This window comes from Chryseobacterium herbae (assembly GCF_025154075.1).
GTDB lineage: Bacteria > Bacteroidota > Bacteroidia > Flavobacteriales > Weeksellaceae > Chryseobacterium > Chryseobacterium herbae.
In genome coordinates this window covers 163205-181887 of record NZ_JAOAMU010000008.1, presented here as the reverse complement: position 1 = coordinate 181887, position 18683 = coordinate 163205, and the positions used below count along the sequence as shown (strand labels likewise).

The 18683-nt window shown below is 39.0% G+C and carries 18 protein-coding genes; 10 read left to right on the top strand and 8 right to left on the bottom strand.

Going from position 1 to position 18683, the window contains the following annotated elements; genetic code table 11:
* Window positions 1-61: 61 nt before the first annotated feature.
* The 7 genes from N0B48_RS21560 to N0B48_RS21530 all read left to right on the top strand — a co-directional run bounded on the left by N0B48_RS21560 (window position 62) and on the right by N0B48_RS21530 (window position 10263).
* Entirely contained in the window at window positions 62-3112 is a 3051-nt protein-coding gene (locus N0B48_RS21560; RefSeq protein ID WP_259841452.1) for a reprolysin-like metallopeptidase, read from the top strand.
* Window positions 3113-3250: 138 nt separating this feature from the next.
* The gene (gene scpA / locus N0B48_RS21555; RefSeq protein WP_259841451.1) at window positions 3251-5371 is read left to right on the top strand and encodes a methylmalonyl-CoA mutase; all 2121 of its coding nucleotides are present in this window, start codon (window positions 3251-3253) and stop codon (window positions 5369-5371) included.
* Between the two features lie 76 nt (window positions 5372-5447).
* Window positions 5448-6428: a M28 family peptidase gene (locus N0B48_RS21550; protein WP_259841450.1), complete on the top strand. Its 981-nt coding sequence runs from the start codon at window positions 5448-5450 to the stop codon at window positions 6426-6428.
* Window positions 6429-6953: 525 nt separating this feature from the next.
* The gene (locus N0B48_RS21545; RefSeq protein ID WP_259841449.1) at window positions 6954-8345 is read left to right on the top strand and encodes an RtcB family protein; all 1392 of its coding nucleotides are present in this window, start codon (window positions 6954-6956) and stop codon (window positions 8343-8345) included.
* Between the two features lie 157 nt (window positions 8346-8502).
* The gene (locus N0B48_RS21540) at window positions 8503-9099 is read left to right on the top strand and encodes a hypothetical protein (protein WP_259841448.1); all 597 of its coding nucleotides are present in this window, start codon (window positions 8503-8505) and stop codon (window positions 9097-9099) included.
* Window positions 9078-9776: a peptide chain release factor H gene (gene prfH / locus N0B48_RS21535; RefSeq protein ID WP_259841446.1), complete on the top strand. Its 699-nt coding sequence runs from the start codon at window positions 9078-9080 to the stop codon at window positions 9774-9776. Before N0B48_RS21540 ends, prfH begins: the two co-directional genes overlap by 22 nt.
* The gene (locus tag N0B48_RS21530; RefSeq protein ID WP_259841444.1) at window positions 9763-10263 is read left to right on the top strand and encodes a tetratricopeptide repeat protein; all 501 of its coding nucleotides are present in this window, start codon (window positions 9763-9765) and stop codon (window positions 10261-10263) included. Before prfH ends, N0B48_RS21530 begins: the two co-directional genes overlap by 14 nt.
* Before the next feature lie 92 nt (window positions 10264-10355).
* Here N0B48_RS21530 and N0B48_RS21525 read toward each other — a convergent pair whose 3' ends face one another.
* The 4 genes from N0B48_RS21525 to N0B48_RS21510 all read right to left on the bottom strand — a co-directional run bounded on the left by N0B48_RS21525 (window position 10356) and on the right by N0B48_RS21510 (window position 13473).
* Window positions 10356-11321, bottom strand: a complete 966-nt coding sequence (locus tag N0B48_RS21525; protein WP_259841443.1) for an alpha/beta hydrolase — start codon at window positions 11319-11321, stop codon at window positions 10356-10358.
* A 149-nt stretch (window positions 11322-11470) separates the two neighbouring features.
* On the bottom strand, window positions 11471-12232 hold the full coding sequence (locus N0B48_RS21520; protein WP_259841442.1) for a helix-turn-helix domain-containing protein: 762 nt from the start codon (window positions 12230-12232) through the stop codon (window positions 11471-11473).
* 641 nt (window positions 12233-12873) lie between these two features.
* Complete coding sequence (locus tag N0B48_RS21515; protein WP_259841440.1) at window positions 12874-13161, bottom strand: c-type cytochrome; 288 nt, start codon at window positions 13159-13161, stop codon at window positions 12874-12876.
* 21 nt (window positions 13162-13182) lie between these two features.
* Window positions 13183-13473, bottom strand: coding sequence for a c-type cytochrome (locus tag N0B48_RS21510; protein ID WP_259841439.1), 291 nt, complete (start codon window positions 13471-13473; stop codon window positions 13183-13185).
* Between the two features lie 140 nt (window positions 13474-13613).
* Between N0B48_RS21510 and meaB the strand changes: the two genes are divergently transcribed.
* On the top strand, window positions 13614-14597 hold the full coding sequence (gene meaB, locus N0B48_RS21505) for a methylmalonyl Co-A mutase-associated GTPase MeaB (protein WP_259841438.1): 984 nt from the start codon (window positions 13614-13616) through the stop codon (window positions 14595-14597).
* Here the strand turns inward: meaB and N0B48_RS21500 are convergent.
* Window positions 14594-15145: a DUF4251 domain-containing protein gene (locus N0B48_RS21500; protein ID WP_259841437.1), complete on the bottom strand. Its 552-nt coding sequence runs from the start codon at window positions 15143-15145 to the stop codon at window positions 14594-14596. The two genes, meaB and N0B48_RS21500, sit on opposite strands and share 4 nt — an antisense overlap.
* A 106-nt stretch (window positions 15146-15251) precedes the next feature.
* Between N0B48_RS21500 and N0B48_RS21495 the strand changes: the two genes are divergently transcribed.
* Together N0B48_RS21495 and N0B48_RS21490 are read left to right on the top strand one after the other, a co-directional pair.
* Window positions 15252-16058, top strand: a complete 807-nt coding sequence (locus tag N0B48_RS21495; RefSeq protein ID WP_259841436.1) for a M48 family metallopeptidase — start codon at window positions 15252-15254, stop codon at window positions 16056-16058.
* A 94-nt stretch (window positions 16059-16152) separates the two neighbouring features.
* On the top strand, window positions 16153-16464 hold the full coding sequence (locus tag N0B48_RS21490) for a hypothetical protein (RefSeq protein ID WP_259841435.1): 312 nt from the start codon (window positions 16153-16155) through the stop codon (window positions 16462-16464).
* 35 nt (window positions 16465-16499) lie between these two features.
* Here the strand turns inward: N0B48_RS21490 and N0B48_RS21485 are convergent, their stop codons facing one another.
* From N0B48_RS21485 to N0B48_RS21475, 3 genes are read right to left on the bottom strand one after another with little or no spacing between them, the layout of a single operon-like run.
* Window positions 16500-17114 carry an outer membrane beta-barrel protein gene (locus tag N0B48_RS21485; RefSeq protein WP_259841434.1) on the bottom strand — a complete coding sequence of 205 codons (615 nt, stop codon included), beginning with the start codon at window positions 17112-17114 and terminating at the stop codon, window positions 16500-16502.
* Complete coding sequence (locus N0B48_RS21480) at window positions 17098-17913, bottom strand: ABC transporter ATP-binding protein (RefSeq protein WP_259841433.1); 816 nt, start codon at window positions 17911-17913, stop codon at window positions 17098-17100. Before N0B48_RS21480 ends, N0B48_RS21485 begins: the two co-directional genes overlap by 17 nt.
* Entirely contained in the window at window positions 17913-18665 is a 753-nt protein-coding gene (locus N0B48_RS21475; protein ID WP_047452742.1) for an MlaE family ABC transporter permease, read from the bottom strand. The genes N0B48_RS21480 and N0B48_RS21475 overlap by 1 nt, the downstream gene beginning before the upstream one ends.
* Window positions 18666-18683 lie beyond the last annotated feature (18 nt).

The window sequence follows — 18683 nt, the reverse complement described above, 5'->3', positions numbered from 1 at the left end:
TAAATTGTTATTTTTGTTCTGGATATTTAAAATTTATTAATTCTATTCATGTAGTTCAGTTATGAAAAAAAGAATTTTACTAGTTTGTGCATTGGCAGGTAGTTTGGCCAGTCTTAATGCACAGAGGTGGGTACCTGCCTCGCAAAAAACTTCTGAAATCAGAAAAGAAGTTGAAGTTCAGTATTCTTACAAAGTAGATCTTGCATCATTAAGAAATCAGTTAAAAGATGCAGTAGAAGCAGGTAAAGGAGCAAAAGCTGTTATTGTTTCTCTTCCAACAGCAGAAGGGAAAATTGAAAAATTTGCGGTATACAGTGACCCGGTTGTAGTACAGTCTATGGCGGACAGATACCAGTTAGGTTCTTACGTAGGGGTAGGGGTAGATGATCCTTCCAAATACATAAGATTCAGTACGGCTCCAACAGAGATGCAGTCTATGATCATCAAAGATGGGGTATTCCAGTTCATTGAGCCTATCAGTACAGATAAGCAGACTTACGGAGTATTCTACAAAACGAAGAGAACAGCAAGCGATCACGGATTTGAGTGCTCTACGGAAGAAAAAGAGATTATTAAGGATATTAAGGCGTTAGAAGCTAACGGTAAGAAGAACCTTTCTAACTTAGGAGTTACCAGCAGACCTGCCATTACAAAATACAGAACATACAGACTGGCACTTTCTACTACAGGTGAATACACAAAGAAATTTGACCCTTCGGGAGGAACTGTAAATACTGTGGTGCAGATGAATGCTACTATGACTCGTGTAAACGGTATTTTTGAAAAAGAATTCGGTATTAAAGCGATCATTCAGGACATTCCGGCTATCATATACACAGATCCTACAGCGGATCCATATACTGGAAACTTAAACCTAAATCTTCAGCAGACTTTAACCTCTGTAGTTGGTAATGCCAATTACGACATGGGACACGTATTCAATGCTGCAGGAGGAAACGGAAACGCAGGTTCTATTGCATCAACATGTGTAAACCCAGCAACTGCAACGACCTTAGCTAAAGGATCTGCTTTTACTCAAAATACAAACCCTACTGGGGATCTTTTTGATATTGATTATGCTGCTCACGAAATGGGTCACCAGTTGGGAGCTAACCATACATTCTCTCACGTTTCGGAAGGATCGGGAGTGAATATTGAACCTGGTGGTGGTACAACGATCATGGGATATGCTGGAATTACAGGAGATAATGTACAGGCTACTACTGATGCTTATTTCCATTATTCTTCTATTAATCAGATATTAAACAGTCTTGACAGTAAGACTACTTGTGGTACTTCAGAAACCATTACAACCAATACTGCCCCTGTAATTGCAGCTCTTGGTGTTTACAATATACCTAAAGGGACTGCTTACTATTTAGAGGCTTCTGCTACAGATGCTGATGCTATTAAGTATTCTTGGGAGCAGTATGACAGCGTTGATTCTTACAATTCCATTTCTGGAGACAGCGGATGGGGATATAGCGCACAGGGAGCTTTAACAAGATCTTATTTCGGAACAACAAGCGGAAGAAGATATTTCCCAAGCTTGCCAATAGTGATGAGCGGAGTTTTAACTAATAAAACGGTTCCGGGAGCTGCTACAACGCCAAACTGGGAAACTGTATCTTATGTTCCTAGAACTTTACATTATGCAGTGACTGTAAGAGATGAGAATGTAGGAAGACCTATGCTTTCTTCTTCTGAAACTACTGTTACCGTTGGAAATGACGGACCGTTTAAATTTTCAGGACTTACCGCTTCTACAGTGCTATATAATAATGCATCCAATACAATTTCATGGGATGTTGCCAATACCAATACAGCACCATATAATGCGCCTAATGTAAAGATTGAATATACTACAGATCTGGTAAACGGAGCAACGTGGACAGAATTGGTAGCTTCTACTCCAAATACAGGAAGCTATACGGGTCAAATGCCTGCATCCTTAACAGGTGCTGTGAAATTGAGAGTTTCTGCTATCGGAAACGTATTCTATGCAGTATCTCCGCAAGTAACTGTAGGAACAGCTCCTACTTCTACTACGGCTGCACCTACAGGAGTTGCCGCAATAAAATCGGAAATTTTCAAAACTACTGCCAAAGTTGCTTGGAATAGTGTTCCAGGTGCAACATATTCAGTTAACTACAGAAAAGTAGGAACAACAAACTGGTCAAATGCAACAAGCCCTACAAACTCAGTGGTGCTAAGCACTCTTGAAGATGAAACAAATTACGAAGTACAGGTTGCTGCTGTAGTAAACACTGTTCCGGGAGCATTCTCAAGTAACTATACTTTCAAGACTAAAGGTCTTACGACAGGAGTAGATTACTGTTTAATGACAACTGGAGGAAATAGCTTTGCAAGCTTTACCTATAATAGTGGTATGGCTCAAATGAACGTATCTAATTTAGCCTATTCAGATTTATCATATAAAAATATTTTCAGCACTTATAGAGATTATACTGAAGATGCAACTAAGGTGATCAATTTGACAAAAGGAACACAATACACATTGTCTTATTTCAATGTAGGTAACGGAACAGTTACTTATAATGACAATATGGAAGTGTGGATAGATTATAACAGAAACGGAGTTTTTGAAGCCTCAGAAAAAGTAGGATCTGTAGCTACTGTTCCACCGGCTAGCAATGGTCAGTATACAGGAAACTTTACATTTACTGTTCCAGCTACAGCTTATGCAGGTGATAAGCTTTTAAGAATGAGAGTAGCAAATACTTTCTTTAACAAAGCTACCGGACCATGTGGATTCCCATCTGTTGGTGTAACTGGAGGAGGAGTTATTTCTCAGGGTTCATTTAAAGATTTCTCTGTAAAAATCACTGGCGGATTGGCAGTTGATGATGTAAACGGACCAAAAACATCTGAAATTTCTATCTATCCAAATCCTGCAGATACTTTCGTGGAAGTGAAGAACCTGAAAGGAAAAGCTGACTACAGCATCTTCAGTGCAGACGGAAGATTAGTTCAGCAAGGTCAGACAGATGGTAACAACAGAATTAATGTTGCATCATTGATCAAAGGTATGTATGTGATCACTCTTAAAGATGACAAAAACACGTACAATACTAAACTTATCAAAAAATAATAAGTAAGTATATCTATAACTGAGACCGGGCATTTGTCCGGTCTTTTTTTATGCTTAAAATTCAGGAAAACTGAATGTTAACATAAGTTTCATGTTTCGTTCAAAAAAATTAACTTTACGCTGACAAAAATTATTGGAATGCGAAAGACAATTTCTGTGAAAAAACCGGACTTTAGCGTAGACCCTCTGGAAAGAGAGATCTATAATTTTGAAAAAGACGGTTTAGAGTTAAAATCATCTTACACCCCAAAAGATGTTAAAAATGAATCTTTAACACAGACTTCTCCAGGAATTGCTCCCTATCTCAGAGGCCCGTATTCTACCATGTATGTACAGAAGCCATGGACAGTAAGACAGTACGCAGGTTTCTCTACAGCAGAAGAATCCAATGCATTTTACAGAAGAAATCTTGCAGCAGGGCAAAAAGGACTATCCGTCGCTTTTGACCTTGCCACACACAGAGGATATGATTCCGATCATTCAAGAGTGGTAGGTGACGTCGGTAAAGCCGGCGTAGCCATCGATTCTGTGGAAGATATGAAGATCTTGTTCAATGAGATACCGTTAGATCAGATCTCGGTATCCATGACGATGAACGGAGCCGTACTTCCTATTTTGTCTTTCTATATTGTAGCTGCTGAAGAGCAGGGTGTAAAACAGGAACTTCTTTCCGGAACCATTCAGAACGACATTTTGAAAGAGTTCATGGTAAGAAATACCTATATCTATCCGCCGGCTCCTTCCATGAAGATCATTGCGGATATCTTTGAATATACTGCGCAGAATATTCCAAAATTCAACTCTATCTCGATCTCAGGATACCACATGCAGGAAGCAGGTGCCACTCCGGTACTGGAAATGGCTTACACGCTGGCAGACGGGCTTGAATATGTAAGAACAGGAATCAAAGCCGGAATGAATGTAGATGATTTTGCCCCGAGACTTTCATTTTTCTGGGCGATTGGGATGAACCACTTCATGGAAATTGCAAAAATGCGCGCCGCAAGGTACATTTGGGCAACTCTTTTAAAACAGTTCAACCCACAGAATGCAAAATCTTTGGCATTAAGAACCCACTCTCAAACCTCAGGATGGTCGCTTACCGAGCAGGAACCATTTAATAATATTACAAGAACCGCAATTGAGGCTCTTTCTTCTGCTTTAGGCGGAACCCAGTCGCTGCATACGAATGCCCTGGATGAAGCCATTGCCCTTCCTACCGATTATTCAGCGAAGATCGCAAGAAATACCCAAATTATCCTTCAGCAGGAAAGCGGGATCTGTGATGTAGTGGATCCAATGGGTGGAAGCAACCTTGTGGAAAGCCTTACCCAGCAGATGATTGAGGAGGCGATGAAATACATCGATGAGGTAGAGCAGGAAGGAGGAATGACCAAAGCCATTGAGGCCGGAATTCCAAAAATGAGGATAGAAGAAGCTGCAGCCAAAAAACAGGCTAAAATAGACAGTGGAGAAGAATTCATCATCGGAGTGAATTCATTCAGAACAACTTTAAAACAGGACGGAATTGAGATCCTGGATATCGATAATACGGAAGTCCGCAGAAAACAGATCGAAAGACTTGAACGAATAAAAGCAGAAAGAAATCCTGAAGCCGTTACAGAAATTCTTAACGAGATCCGTGAAAGTGCCAAAACAGGAAACGGAAACCTTTTAGCTTTATGCATCGAGGCCGCAAAAAGAAGAGTAACCCTTGGTGAAATGAGCGATGCCATGGAGGAAACTTTTGGAAGATACAAAGCCAATATCAGAACAATCTCTGGAGTATATGCTATGAACGCCGGGAAAAACGAATATTTTGAAAAAGCCCTTCACCTGACTCAAAAATTTGAAGAAGCAGAAGGCCGTCGTCCAAGAATCATGGTGGCTAAAATGGGGCAGGACGGGCACGACAGAGGTGCCAAAGTAGTAGCTACAGCATTTGCAGATATGGGATTTGACGTCGATGTGGCGCCATTGTTCCAGACGCCTGAAGAAGTAGCGAAACAGGCCGTAGAAAATGATATTCACATCCTTGGAGTTTCTTCTCTCGCAGCGGGTCATAAAACCCTGGTTCCACAGGTAGTAGAAGAACTTAAGAAGCTGGGAGCAGATGACGTAACGATCGTAGTAGGAGGCGTTATTCCGCAGCAGGATTATGAATTCCTGTATGCCAACGGTGCCGATTTTATTTTCGGGCCGGGAACCAATCTACCGAAATGTGCGGTAGAAATCTTACAGAAATTCTTAGAAAACTAAAATAAAACTTCACGTGCTGTGCAGATTGGTGGAAAAGTACTAATTTCAATTTTCCAATCATAAAGCATACCGTGAGATGAATTTTAAAAATATAACAAAGCCTGCAGCCAGTAAGATCATTATTGTTGCAGGCTTAATTTTTATAGCTGTTTTTTGTTTTGCGACAGGCTCCGGAAATCGTCCGGTTCAGAAATCTCCCGTGCCGGCGGATATCAACCTGGTTAAAAACCACCTTACAGCGCTTACCCAAATCCCTGAATTCAGAAATCACAAAAATATAGATCAGCTGAATGCCATTGCAGATTATATTAAACTGGATTTCAGTAAATATGGCGACAGTACAACCTTTCAGGAATATAATGTTGAGGGTAAAATCTATAAAAATGTAATCACTTCTTTCGGTACGGAAAACAAAAAAAGAATCATTATCGGTGCCCATTATGATGTTTGCGGAGATCAGCAGGGAGCAGACGACAATGCTACCGGAGTCACCGCCCTTTTGGAGCTCGCCAGAATGCTTAAGGGACAAAAACTGAATTACAGAATAGATCTTGTAGCCTATACATTGGAAGAACCGCCCTATTTCAGGACTGAAAATATGGGAAGCCATATTCATGCTCAGTATTTAAAAGATCATAATATCGATGTATATGGAATGGCAAGTGTGGAAATGATAGGGTATTTCAAGGACGAAAAGAACTCACAAAGCTACCCATTGGGGATTTTGTCGTGGGTTTATGGCAATAAAGGAGATTTTATAACATTGGTCAAAAAGTTTGGAGCCGGAGATTTTGTAAATAATTTCAGGACTCAGTTTAAAGAAGCCAATCAGATTAAAACAGAAACTTTTACCGCTCCTAAATTTGTAAAAGGAACAGATTTCTCAGACCATCTTAACTATTGGAAATTTGGCTATTCTGCCCTAATGATCACGGATACATCGTTTTTCAGGAATAAAAATTACCATCAGACGACAGATACTGTGGAAACGTTGGATCTTCCAAGAATGACCAAAGTAATAGACGGTATTTTTCTAAGTCTGATCCACATGAAGTAAAAAAAATATTTTGATATTCAGAAAATATACTATATTTGCAGCTGAAAATAAAGTTTAACCAATAAAAAAACAACGAAGCAATGTTCAAAACGAATCAAAATTCTTCAGCTGGAGTACCACTTATGGTGGTAAGGCTTCGTGGTTTGGTATACTCTTAGAATAATAGTACAACGAAATATCAAAACCCGAAGTCGTAAGATTTCGGGTTTTTTATTGCGCAATATTCAAACTCCAGTTTACCCGAAATTTTTTAGTGTCATTTAAGAACAAAATGAAAAGATCTCATATGATCCTGTTTCATGCTGTTCATTATCGTAAAATCAATCAACTTAAATTTTAGTTGAATAAGGATTGTTGTGACCTGTAAGGACTAATTTCTAACATCTCACTTCTAATTTCTGTTTCATCAAATATGAAACTGATCTTATCAAAAGCAGGAAATATACCGCCTGCATCATGTCTGCAACAGAACTTGCAGACTATTTTGAGGACTTATAAAGTCCAATATGATTTGAAACAAAAACAATGGGAAATTTAAAACTAAAAGGAAAAGATATATTAAAACTGGGATATCCAAATAATCAAAGTGTCAACGTGGCTTTGGAAGTCATGAAAAGAAATTTTGCAACGAAGAATATTCACCATGTAAAATCTATTTTAAAAGACATCCTCCTCAATCCGGAGAACTTTGAAAAAGATCTGACTTTCGGACAGATTGCAGAATCGCTGCTTTCATCGAGAAAAACAGAAAAAAGAATGCTCAATGCCCAACGGGCTTCCTTCCAGATCTTTGGAACCAATATTTCTGAAGAAGCCAAAAACCAGCTGTATACGGCTTTAAAATTGCCGATTTCAACGCAAGGGGCTCTAATGCCTGATGCACACAGCGGTTACGGACTTCCGATAGGAGGAGTTCTGGCGGTAGAAAACGCAGTAATCCCTTACGGAGTAGGAATGGATATCGGCTGCAGAATGAGCCTCAGTATTTTGGATATACCGGTTTTATATCTTGACGGAGCAAGAGATAAATATGAAAAAGCTCTTGCTGAACACACCAAATTCGGGATGTACGAAACCCACAAATCTCACATAGATCATGAAATCTTTGAGCGAGATACATTCGATATGATCCCGATTTTAAGAAGATTAAAAGGAAAAGCGATCAAACAGATGGGCTCATCCGGAGGTGGGAATCATTTCGTGGAATTCGGAGAAGTGGAGATCACGGAAGAAGATGATCAGATCGGGTTGCCGAAGGGAAAATACCTGGGAATACTTTCTCACAGTGGTTCCAGAGGTCTGGGTGCTGAGATTGCACAATATTACTCAAGAGTAGCTGCAGATCAGTGCCCGTTGCCAAAAGAAGCGCAACAGTTTGCCTGGCTGGATATGAATACCCATCTCGGTCTGGAATACTGGACGGCGATGAATCTTGCCGGTGATTATGCTTCTGCCTGTCACGATGATATTCACAGAAGGTTGGTAAAAGCTGTCGGAGGAAGAGTAAGGGCCAGGATAGAAAATCACCACAATTTCGCATGGAAGGAAATTCATAACGGAAAAGAAGTGATTGTCCACAGAAAAGGCGCTACACCGGCCAACGAAAATGAATTGGGAATGATTCCGGGATCCATGACGGCAAAAGGTTTTATCGTCCGTGGAAAAGGAAATCCTGATTCTTTGAAATCAGCATCACATGGAGCAGGAAGAGCGCATTCGAGAGGCGAATGCAGAAGTCTTTTCACTCAGAATGACATCAAAAAAGAACTGAAACTGAAGAAAGTCACTTTGATGGGCGGTAATACGGAAGAAGCTCCAATGGCTTACAAAGACATCCATGAAGTGATGAATGCACAGAGTGAACTGGTAGACATCCTCGGAACATTTCAGCCTAGAATTGTGAGAATGGATAAATAATGAAGTTGCTGGTCTATAGCTGTCAGTGAGAAGAAATCTGCTTTCAATTACAGACCTACAGCTTCAACCTTATAGGTTTCAAAAAACCTATAAGGTTTTATAAATAACGATGTTAATATAGATTCTTATCAGTATTAACCAACAAAAAATAGAAAAAATGGGAACATCTCATATAAAAAGATATACACAACAATATTCTTCCAACTATGTGAATTGTCTGGTCGTTTGCCCGGAATGCGGGAAAGATGCCCTTGTTAAAAATGGAAACGATTATAAGGAAGCTGTTCTGGAATGCAGACACTGCAATTTGAAAAAAACCGGGTATGACATGGTGGTATATAAAGCTGTCATTAAGCTTCATTGTCCTGTTTGTGCACATCCGATACGTTTTGAAAGGTGTGAAAAAGAAAAGCATCCCAGTATTTCGGTTCAGTGCGGAGAATGTGATAGCCGTTTCGATATTAAACCGAGATATGAAAAGTATTTCCGCAATTATTCCCGGAAAGCTCAGGGTCTGAAACAGGATGATGTTTTCGGCTGTCCGCTTTATTTTCAGGATGACTGCAAAGGCAATTTATTTTGGGCAAAAAACAGAGAACATCTTTTGGAAATGGAAGCTTATGTCTCAGCAGAACTAAGAACACTGCCTTACAGAATGCGTATGGTAGAAAGACTGCCGGCTTTTGTGAAAGACGCAAAAAACAGGGAAGCAGTCTTAAAAATTTTAAAAAAATGGAAAAACTCATACAAATAACCTCGGGAAGAGGACCTTTAGAATGCCAGTGGGTTACTGCTAAAGTACTGAAGGTCTTCCTTGAGGAAGTGAAAAACAATACAATCGATTATGAAATTATTCACCGTGAAAATGGTGACGAAAATCTGACATTGAAGTCTGCAACGATACTTTTAAAAGCAAAAGAATTGGATGCATTTCTAAAAACATGGTTAGGAAGCATATGCTGGACCGAGAAGAGTACATTCAGGAAACTCCATAAAAGAAGCAACTGGTTTATCGGCATTTTCGAGCTGGAAGGCTTGGAGAAGATCAATTTCTATGAAAAAGATATTCAGTTTCAGACCACAAGAAGCCAGGGAAGCGGCGGCCAGAATGTGAATAAAGTGAATACGGCTGTCCGGGCAACTCACATACCCACCGGAGAAAGTGTATTTGCGCAGGATTCGCGGTCACAGCTGGAGAATAAAAAATTGGCCATTATGCGGCTGAAAGAAAAAGTGACCGCACTTTATATCAAACAGCTTGAAAAAAGGATGCAGGATACCTGGAACAATCATCTGCAAGTGCAGAGAGGAAATCCGGTCCGCACATTTTCAGGAACAGATTTTAAAAAGATCCATCAGGATAAATCATTTAAAAAACAGCGAAATATCCTGAAAAAAGAATTAAAAAACGACAGACATGACCTTAACTAAAAGTAAATATTATTTTGAAGCTCTGGACAACTACCCATACAGCCTTCCGGATTGCCTGGAAGCGTTGAATTATGCCTTGTCCTACGATCCTGAAGATGCAGACAGCCTGTGCCTGATGGGTAGAATATACAGCGAAATGCTCACCGATTATGAAAGAGCGAAAATGTATTTCGAAGAAGCTATGCAGTGCAATGTGGCCAATCTCAACACGCCTTTACATTATATCAAATGTCTTTTGGACAATGAAGATCTTGATGAAGCCGAAAAACTCATCAACTACGCTTTAAAAATTAAAGGAATAGATAAATCACGGATATTGATCCAAAAATCGCTGCTGCTGGAGATCAGATGTGACTATAAAAAGGCTTTGGAACCTTTGAAAGAGGCAAAAAAATACAGCTATAATCAAGCTATGGCTGATTTTTTGAAAAGCAGAACCAAATTTGTCAAAAGCAAAATGACAAAACCAAAGAAGAAGAAAAAATAAAATAATGTAGTTGAAAACAATAAGGAGGACTGCTTCAGAAAGTGAAAGTCCTCCATTATTTTTTGAAACGGGTTGATTAAATTAATTACTATTTATAAAGATTTAAAATAATTTAGCAGCTTGGGAAGAGTAGAATGAGTCCATATTTCCTTATTGGTAAACATCCCTGAATGTCCGGTGTTGTTGAACTTATGAAGATTCTTATTATTAAATGGCGATGAGATTTTTTGCGCCCAGGAATCAGGATATGCTTTATTATCACCATATCCAAAGAATACAGGTTTTGTAAACTGCCCTATATTCGTTGAAAAATCTGGTTTTGATTTCTCTCCTTTTTCTATTGCAACCATTTGCAAGATCGCTCCCATTCTCCAGAAGTCTTCCGGTTTTAATCCAGGGTCGCCGGTATTTATATTGTCCGCCGAAGCCGCCAATGACATATTGTAATCTAATATTTCATGACTGTTTCCTTCAAGGGACTCGCCTCCCGCTCCGGAAGTCTGAGAATTCATGATATAAGTGATCACATCGTCCCACTGTAAACCACCCGGTTCGAATAGAGCTAAACCTGCTATTTCAGAAGGATACTTTCCTGCATAAGCTGTTGCCAGCATTGCCCCCCATGAATGCCCCAAAAGAATAACCTTTTGATTGGGGTTTGTTTTATACTTTGCAATAACGCCTCGCAATTCAGTTATAAAAATGTCGTCAATATCTAAATTGTCATAATATGATTTATGATAGCGTTGAGATAAGCCAGAACCTGTCTGGTCGTAAAATACAACTCTATATCCATGTTTTGCAAGGTCTTTGGCATTTAAAAGGTAGCGATAGTCAGCACCTGGCCCGCCATGAACACAGACAATTAATGTGTTGTTTGGATTTCCAAAAGCCTCAGCGTGAAGATGCCGGCCATTAATAAAAACAGAGGGTAAAGAAGAATCTTCTTCCACAGTCTTTGGTACCAAAAGTGCCTCATCATGCATTCCATCTGTACAGGCGAATAGTAAAAGTAACAGGGAAAAAGCAGTTGTGAAAATTGATGTACGTGTGATCATATTCATTTAAATTTAGATCACAAAAGTATTGATCCTCATATGATCAACGGTATCAATGCATGTATTGAGACTATTTCATAAATAAAATTAAATAACTGTAAATCAAGTAAATGTATTGATTGAGACATCAGAAGGAAAGATGAGACGGGTTATTTGAACTCTTTGTGTACCATAAACTCTGTAGGGGACATTCCTGTTATCCGCTTAAAATTCCTGTTGAAAGATGCTTTAGAATTAAATCCTGAATCATAGGCAAGGGTAATAATTGTATATTTTTGATGATCACCATTTTTGATTTTTCTTATAAATTCTTCAACCCTTTTTTCATTGATTAATTCATAGAAATTCTTTTTGGAGGTTGCATTAATAGCCTTGGATAAAACATTTGTATGGATTTGTAAAAGACGGGCAAGATCCAAAAGCTTTAGTTCGGCATTTAAATAAGGTTTTTCTTCTTCCAATATGATGAGAAGGTGCTGATAGATTTTTGCCAGACGAGCACTGGCAGGACCCATATCGTTTTCTTCTACGGGCTCGAAATGTTCATTACTGATTTCAGAAAAATCATTATAGCTCTCCAGTCTTATATCCTGTTTGCTAAATACATTAACCTGCGAAATTCCAAAATATCCCAACCACAGTATAAAAACAGCACCTGAACCGAATATAAATTTATCGTCTTTCACAAAAAGGATGATGATCCAAACTAGACAAAGAAAAATAATCTGATATAGCAGCCAATTGAAATTGATTTGTTCAATATTCGAAAATACTTCTTTTTGTTTTTTTTTAAAGCGGATGAGTTTTACAAGGCCGAGCGAAAAATAAATGATCCCGGACAGATAAATTCCTGCTAATTTGATTATTTGTGCCGTGTCATAGCCAGAGAGCCTTCCCTCTATCAACTTCACTTGCTGGCTTTCGGGCAAAAAATATCCTTCCACAAACAGTAGACAGCAAAAAATGAAAGGTAAGAAATGGAAGAGATCCTTTCTTTGAAAGCGAATCGGTTCTATCTGGTACTTTATATACAGGTAAATAAATGGTCCTTGTAGCAAAGGGATACAAAAGCCACTTATGACAGCTGACGGAAATAAAATATACTTTTGTGAATAAACCAAATCATAGCAAAATGTTACATAGCCTAATGATATCAGCCAAATCATCAGGATATAATCGGATACAGTTTTATCTGGTTTTCTAATTAATAAAAGAATCAGAAAGGCCGAGATAATGATTGCTGAGGTCAAAAGATATTCCATGAAAACTTTTTCAGATAGTGATCGAAATTAGCGATAAAATCTTAGCTGAAATATACAAGTTCTCAATAAGAATGTGTCAGTACATAAGAACACCTGTTTCATTACCTGTGCAGCGATAAACTGAATAATAAAGAACACAATTTCTGTAACAGAAATGCTCGGAAATCTGTTTATTGCTGTTCAGGTTTGATAAGCAAAAGCTTCTGTCGCTTACAACGATTTTGGAATAAAAGATAGGAGAGTATATGAATTATAAATTTTGCGACCAAAATTCCTCCAACCCAGAACCTTTACTTCTTATTCACAGAAATCAGATAATCATAAACCATTTGGTGCTGATCATCGCTTAATTTAGCTTTCGGCGCCATTCTGCTTAATGTTTTGATCCATCCCTGATCGTCATGCTTGGCCGGGTCAGGAAGTTTGTGGCATTTGGCGCATGAATTTTCAAAAATAGTTTTCCCTTGAACGAGTTGTTCAGACGCGGTATACTTCGGTCCGGCTACAGCTGTACTTTTAGGGCCGCATGATACCATAAACACGGCACCTGCCACCATACTTAAAATTATTTTTTTCATACCCATATTTTGATTTGGTGATTATTTTTTCACAGAAACAATATAATCGTAAACCCACTGATGTTGCTCGTCAGTCAGTTTAGCTTTCGGCGCCATTGAATTCATGATTCCTACCCATTGTACAGAGGTGTGCGCCGTAGGATCCGGGAGCTTGTGGCATCTTCCGCAGGCATTTTCAAAGATTGTTTTTCCTTGAGCTATTTGTTCTGCAGTGGAAACGGCTGGTCCTATAGGTCCGGCTGTAGAGGCCTTTGGGGTACAGGATGCCATAAATAGGCAGATACATAATGCAGCAACGGATATTTTTTTCATGTTTCTTAATTTTGATGAATAACAAATGTAGGAATTTCCCTCTCCCGTTGATAAGACGACCTCTTGTTTTAATTTAGAAGAAATAAAATTAATGCCCGTTTGTATGGGAGTTTGAAGGTTATTTTTATACTTTTGAATCAATGAAATTTTCTACAGAAGAACTAATCGAAGGAATACAGTCAGGAAATAAACGCCTGATCGGAAAAGCTATTACATTAGTCGAAAGTAAAAAAGCCGAGCACAGGATCCAGGCAGAAGAGCTTCTGAAGCAGATTATGCCTTTTACGGGAAATTCTGTCAGAGTAGGAATCACAGGGGTTCCGGGTGCGGGGAAATCCACTTTCATTGAAAATTTTGGGCGACTAGTGATTGCTAACGGAAAAAAAGTGGCAGTTCTGGCTATTGATCCGAGTTCTTCTATTAACAAGGGAAGTATTTTGGGTGATAAGACGAGAATGGAAGAATTGGCCAAAGAGGAAAATGCCTTTATCCGCCCTTCTCCAAGTTCAGGATTTCTCGGTGGCGTTGCCAATACCACATTTGAAACGATGATGATCTGCGAAGCCGCGGGATATGATTATATTCTGATCGAAACGGTTGGAGTAGGGCAGTCTGAAGTGCTGGTGTCAGATATTACCGATATATTTTTATTCCTTAAGATCATTGGAGGAGGAGATGAGCTACAGGGTATCAAACGGGGCATCATGGAAATGGTAGACGTTATTTTTATCAATAAAGTAGATCAGGACAATCTGCAGAAAGCAAAAAATACAAGACTCGAGCTGAAACGCGCACTGGATTTTATTCCTCCCAAAGAAAAAGGCTGGAAAATCCCTGTTTTACTGGGTTCCGCTCTTTACAATGAAGGGCTCGATGAGGTTTATGATAAAATCTATGAATTCATTGATCTGAAAAAGAAAACAGGACGTTTTAACGAGGTCCGTACCCAGCAGGCCGAAAAACGCTTTGAATATTGGGTTCAGGAATATATTCTGGCCATGATGAAAAGAAGCAATTCTGCAGAAGAAGCTTATATGCAGCACAAAAAAAATGCTTCAGAAATGGTTTCGAATCCCAGTACTGAAGCAAAAATATTTGTTGAAAAATTTCTGTCTAAAGATTAAAGTTTCTCCTTTTCTTTAGCTTTTTCCTCGTTTTTTGAAACATAACCATCATAAGTAATCGGTTGTCTGTCGCTACTTCTGATGGAAACGAATGCTTTTCCGTTTTTAAAGACTTCCAGATTAATTTCATCAACATTACTTACATCATTAGGTTTAATTCTTAAAGTCCACTTTCCTTTTTTATTCTGGGATTTATCGATCTTGAAGTCCTTTGACGTGAATCTGTAGCTGTTTTTGTCTGTATTTCCGAAGGAAGGATTGAATAATCTTCCGAAATAAGGAAGCACTACCTCCAGATTGTCTTTGGTAATGGTAATGGTGTAGTCTCCATTAAGTTCCAAAATCCTTGTTGATGTAGAATTCGGCATTGAATTCATAACTTTGATCACATCATAGTTGGTAGGATTGGCGCGCTGTGCATAGAAAGTAAGCTCCTGAGAATCTACCAGTGCATCTACTGTTTTGGAATCTAATGAGCCCTGTGATGAGCAGCTCTGAAAGAAAAAAAGAAATCCAAAAATAAATATAAGTGAAATATACTTTTTCATAACCATATTAATTGTTAAATTTAAATAGCAAAATGTATGCAAATATATTCCTTCTCAACCGTTTTGGAATAAAAATTGTAAATGTTGAATTATTAACACTCGAACTATGAAATTTACACATCTATTAGGAATAGGAGCAGTTGCCCTGTCAATTGCAGCTTGTACGACTAACCCGATCACGGGAAGATCTTCATTACAGATTGCAAATAACTCTGAAATCCTGACAATGTCTGCCCAGGAATATAAAACGACATTGTCTAAATCTAAGATTATCTCAGGAACTGCGGACGCTAAAAAAATAGTGAGTGTAGGAAGCAGAATAAAAAGTGCGGCAGAGAGATACTACCAGAGCATAGGAAGGTCAGCAGATCTGGCCAATTACAGCTGGGAATTTAATCTTATTCAGAGCAATGAACTGAATGCATGGTGTATGCCTGGCGGGAAAGTTGCTGTATACACAGGAATTCTTCCGGTTACGAAAAATGACAACGGTCTTGCAGTCGTAATGGGACACGAAGTTTCACATGCCTTGGCAGGACACGGAAATGAGAGAATTTCACAGGCTATGGTAGCACAATACGGCGGTTCAATCTTAGGTGGAACGATTTCCAACTCACAGTGGGCCGGTATTTTTCAGAAAGTATACCCAATCGGGTCTCAGGTAGCGCTGTTGAAATACGGAAGAAACCAGGAATCAGAAGCAGACCAGATGGGACTGTACCTGATGTCTATGGCAGGATATGACCCAAGAGAAGCAGTTCCTTTCTGGAACAGAATGGAAGGAGCATCTTCAGGAGCCAGACAGCCGGAATTCCTGTCTACCCACCCGAATCCTGAAAGCAGGATATCAGATATCAATAGAGACCTTCCGAAAGCCCTGGAATATTATAAGGCTGCTGGAGGAAAAATATAATACGTCAGAATTTTAATCTTGTATAGAGCCTTATTTAATTTTCACTCAATTGGGTAAGGCTTTTTTTTAACACCAACCACTAAACACAATATTTATGAAAAGTTTATCAATTACCGGACTTATCCTGCTGGCTGTTTCAGCACTGCTTTTTTATCTGACTACTGATTTTACAGTAGGTGGAATTACCATCTCCCATATGATGGGTGTAATGGCAGGCGTAGGAATAGGGCTTATTATCGGCGGAATGGTAGGATATGTAAGCAAAGGAAGTGCGCTGAAAGCTGAAGAGAAAAAGAAAGAATTCAAACAATTGCAAAAAGACAAAGAAGAACTGGAAAAGCAGGCGGCAGAGATTGCCCAACGTGAAGCAGAACTTCAGCGACAAAATCAAAACCCTCAAATTTAAATATTTGAGGGTTTTTTATAGATGTTATTTTCGAATTATTTAAACTTATAGCCTATACCTACTAAGAACAGGTTAGGTCTGTTGTCGTATCTGATCTCAGAACCGGAAACCTTATTGATGAAGTTTCTTTCGTCTTTGCTGAATGAACCTTCGTATCTGGCGTTGATAAGCAATTTTTTGATTTCAAGCTGTGCTCCGAACTGATATCCTACGGTGAAATTGTTTTTAACATTTTCCTTAAAATCATTGTAGGTATTGTCCTTGCTTAAGTTATAGCTGGCCACTGGTCCTACGAAAACCCCAAGCATGTCGCCCAGAACATTATGTCCCAAAAGAACAGGCATATCAAGACGGTTGCTTTTTACATCAAAAGTAGTATTCTCCGTAGTGAATTCATTTTTGAAGTGGGTGTAATACAATTCCGGCATTACATAAAATGAACCTGGAAGTTTAACTTTTACTGAAAGACCCGCGTTGAAACCTGCGTTGTTCTTTCCTGTTCCCTCAATGGCGTCATTCACTGTTCCTTTAATGTTTTTCCATGAAGGAGAGCCTGTCGGGAATATTAAGTTAGCTTTTGCTGCCAGTGAAATCTGCGCAGAAGCGAACATTGAAAACCCGATTAACGCTATACTAAGTATCTTTTTCATTATCGTCTATTTTAGTGATTGTATTTTCAATCGTTTTATTATTTTCAAGTAAATATTCTCTCAGTTCTTTAAATAGTTCTGAAGAATAAACGAAGTCAATAAGATTTTTATTGCCTGCCGTGATCAGAACGTCTTTGTTCCCTTCCCATTCTTTGATTCCCAATCTCAGGTATATAATTTTCTCCCCGATCGTCATCACAGAGTTCATGTCGTGTGTATTGATGATCGTGGTAGTATTATATTCCTGGGTGATTTCAAGAAGAAGATCATCAATAATATTGGAAGTGTACGGGTCAAGACCGGAGTTAGGCTCATCACAGAACAGATACTTCGGGTTGTTGACAATGGCTCTTGCGATAGCCACACGTTTCTGCATTCCTCCTGAGATTTCGGATGGAAATTTTCTGCCGGCTTTGTCAAGATGTACCCTTCCTATTACTTCAAAAACCCTTTTCTTTTTTTCGCGGAAGGTAAGGTTGGTAAACATATCCAGCGGAAACATGATGTTTTCTTCCACCGTTAATGAGTCAAAAAGTGCACTGCCCTGGAATACGGTTCCAATTTCTGAGCGCAGGTGCTGTTTCTGATCTCTGCTCATTGTATTGATATCCGTACCGTCGAACAGGATCTCTCCCGATGAAGGCTGATACACATTCAGTAAACTTTTGAGGAAAACAGTTTTTCCCGAGCCACTCTGCCCAATGATCAGGTTCACCTTTCCTTTGTCGAAGGAAGTCGAAATTCCCTTAAGTACTTCAACATCACCAAAACTCTTCTTAAGATCTTTTACCTCAATCATCAGCTTAATATTAATTGGGTTAAAATTAATTCGGAAATGATAATGAATACCATTGTCCATACTACGGCCTGTGTACTGGCTCTACCTACTTCAAGCGATCCTCCTTTTACATTATATCCAAAGTACGAAGGAACGGTAGCAATAATAAAGGCAAATACGGTAGTTTTTAGAAATGCGTAATACACAAACAGATTGGGCATATACATCTGGATTCCTACGATATAGTCGTTTTCAGTCCAGTTTCCGGTCAGCATACCTGCCAGATGTCCACCGCCGATACCGAAAACGATACTGATGGCGATAAGAATAGGATTGAAAATAACGCAGGCGAAAATTTTAGGTAATATCAGGAAATTCGGAGAGTTGACTCCCATAATATCTAGTGCATCGATCTGCTCAGAAACCCTCATGGTTCCTATGCTTGATGCAATATATGATCCTACTTTACCGGCCAGGATAAGACTGATAATAGTTGGTGAAAATTCAAGAACCAAAACGGCTTTCGTAGCATATCCCACGAACGATGGCGGGATAGGAAAAGAGGAAGAAGCAAAGTTGTTGAACATCTGGATAGCGACTACTGCTCCCACAAATATAGAAGTGAAGATCACAAGCCCAAAAGAATTGACGCCGAGATCATTAATTTCTCTCATGAACAGCTTCCAAAAAACCCTCATTTTCTGGGGTTTCTGCAAGGATTTACCTAGAAGGATAATGTATTCTCCTACTGCTGTAAAAAACTTTTTTAACATGCTGCTAAATTAGACTTT

What these genes read in the sequence shown, in the direction of transcription:
- N0B48_RS21490 (WP_259841435.1), top strand. Translation starts at nt 16,153, where the DNA reads ATGAAAAGTTTATCAATTACCGGACTTATCCTGCTGGCTGTTTCAGCA.
- N0B48_RS21550 (WP_259841450.1), top strand. Translation starts at nt 5,448, where the DNA reads ATGAATTTTAAAAATATAACAAAGCCTGCAGCCAGTAAGATCATTATT.
- meaB (WP_259841438.1), top strand. Translation starts at nt 13,614, where the DNA reads ATGAAATTTTCTACAGAAGAACTAATCGAAGGAATACAGTCAGGAAAT.
- N0B48_RS21480 (WP_259841433.1), bottom strand. Translation starts at nt 17,913, where the DNA reads ATGATTGAGGTAAAAGATCTTAAGAAGAGTTTTGGTGATGTTGAAGTA.
- N0B48_RS21495 (WP_259841436.1), top strand. Translation starts at nt 15,252, where the DNA reads ATGAAATTTACACATCTATTAGGAATAGGAGCAGTTGCCCTGTCAATT.
- N0B48_RS21485 (WP_259841434.1), bottom strand. Translation starts at nt 17,114, where the DNA reads ATGAAAAAGATACTTAGTATAGCGTTAATCGGGTTTTCAATGTTCGCT.
- prfH (WP_259841446.1), top strand. Translation starts at nt 9,078, where the DNA reads ATGGAAAAACTCATACAAATAACCTCGGGAAGAGGACCTTTAGAATGC.
- N0B48_RS21560 (WP_259841452.1), top strand. Translation starts at nt 62, where the DNA reads ATGAAAAAAAGAATTTTACTAGTTTGTGCATTGGCAGGTAGTTTGGCC.
- N0B48_RS21475 (WP_047452742.1), bottom strand. Translation starts at nt 18,665, where the DNA reads ATGTTAAAAAAGTTTTTTACAGCAGTAGGAGAATACATTATCCTTCTA.
- N0B48_RS21525 (WP_259841443.1), bottom strand. Translation starts at nt 11,321, where the DNA reads ATGATCACACGTACATCAATTTTCACAACTGCTTTTTCCCTGTTACTT.
- N0B48_RS21500 (WP_259841437.1), bottom strand. Translation starts at nt 15,145, where the DNA reads ATGAAAAAGTATATTTCACTTATATTTATTTTTGGATTTCTTTTTTTC.
- N0B48_RS21540 (WP_259841448.1), top strand. Translation starts at nt 8,503, where the DNA reads ATGGGAACATCTCATATAAAAAGATATACACAACAATATTCTTCCAAC.
- N0B48_RS21530 (WP_259841444.1), top strand. Translation starts at nt 9,763, where the DNA reads ATGACCTTAACTAAAAGTAAATATTATTTTGAAGCTCTGGACAACTAC.
- N0B48_RS21515 (WP_259841440.1), bottom strand. Translation starts at nt 13,161, where the DNA reads ATGAAAAAAATAATTTTAAGTATGGTGGCAGGTGCCGTGTTTATGGTA.
- scpA (WP_259841451.1), top strand. Translation starts at nt 3,251, where the DNA reads ATGCGAAAGACAATTTCTGTGAAAAAACCGGACTTTAGCGTAGACCCT.
- N0B48_RS21510 (WP_259841439.1), bottom strand. Translation starts at nt 13,473, where the DNA reads ATGAAAAAAATATCCGTTGCTGCATTATGTATCTGCCTATTTATGGCA.
- N0B48_RS21545 (WP_259841449.1), top strand. Translation starts at nt 6,954, where the DNA reads ATGGGAAATTTAAAACTAAAAGGAAAAGATATATTAAAACTGGGATAT.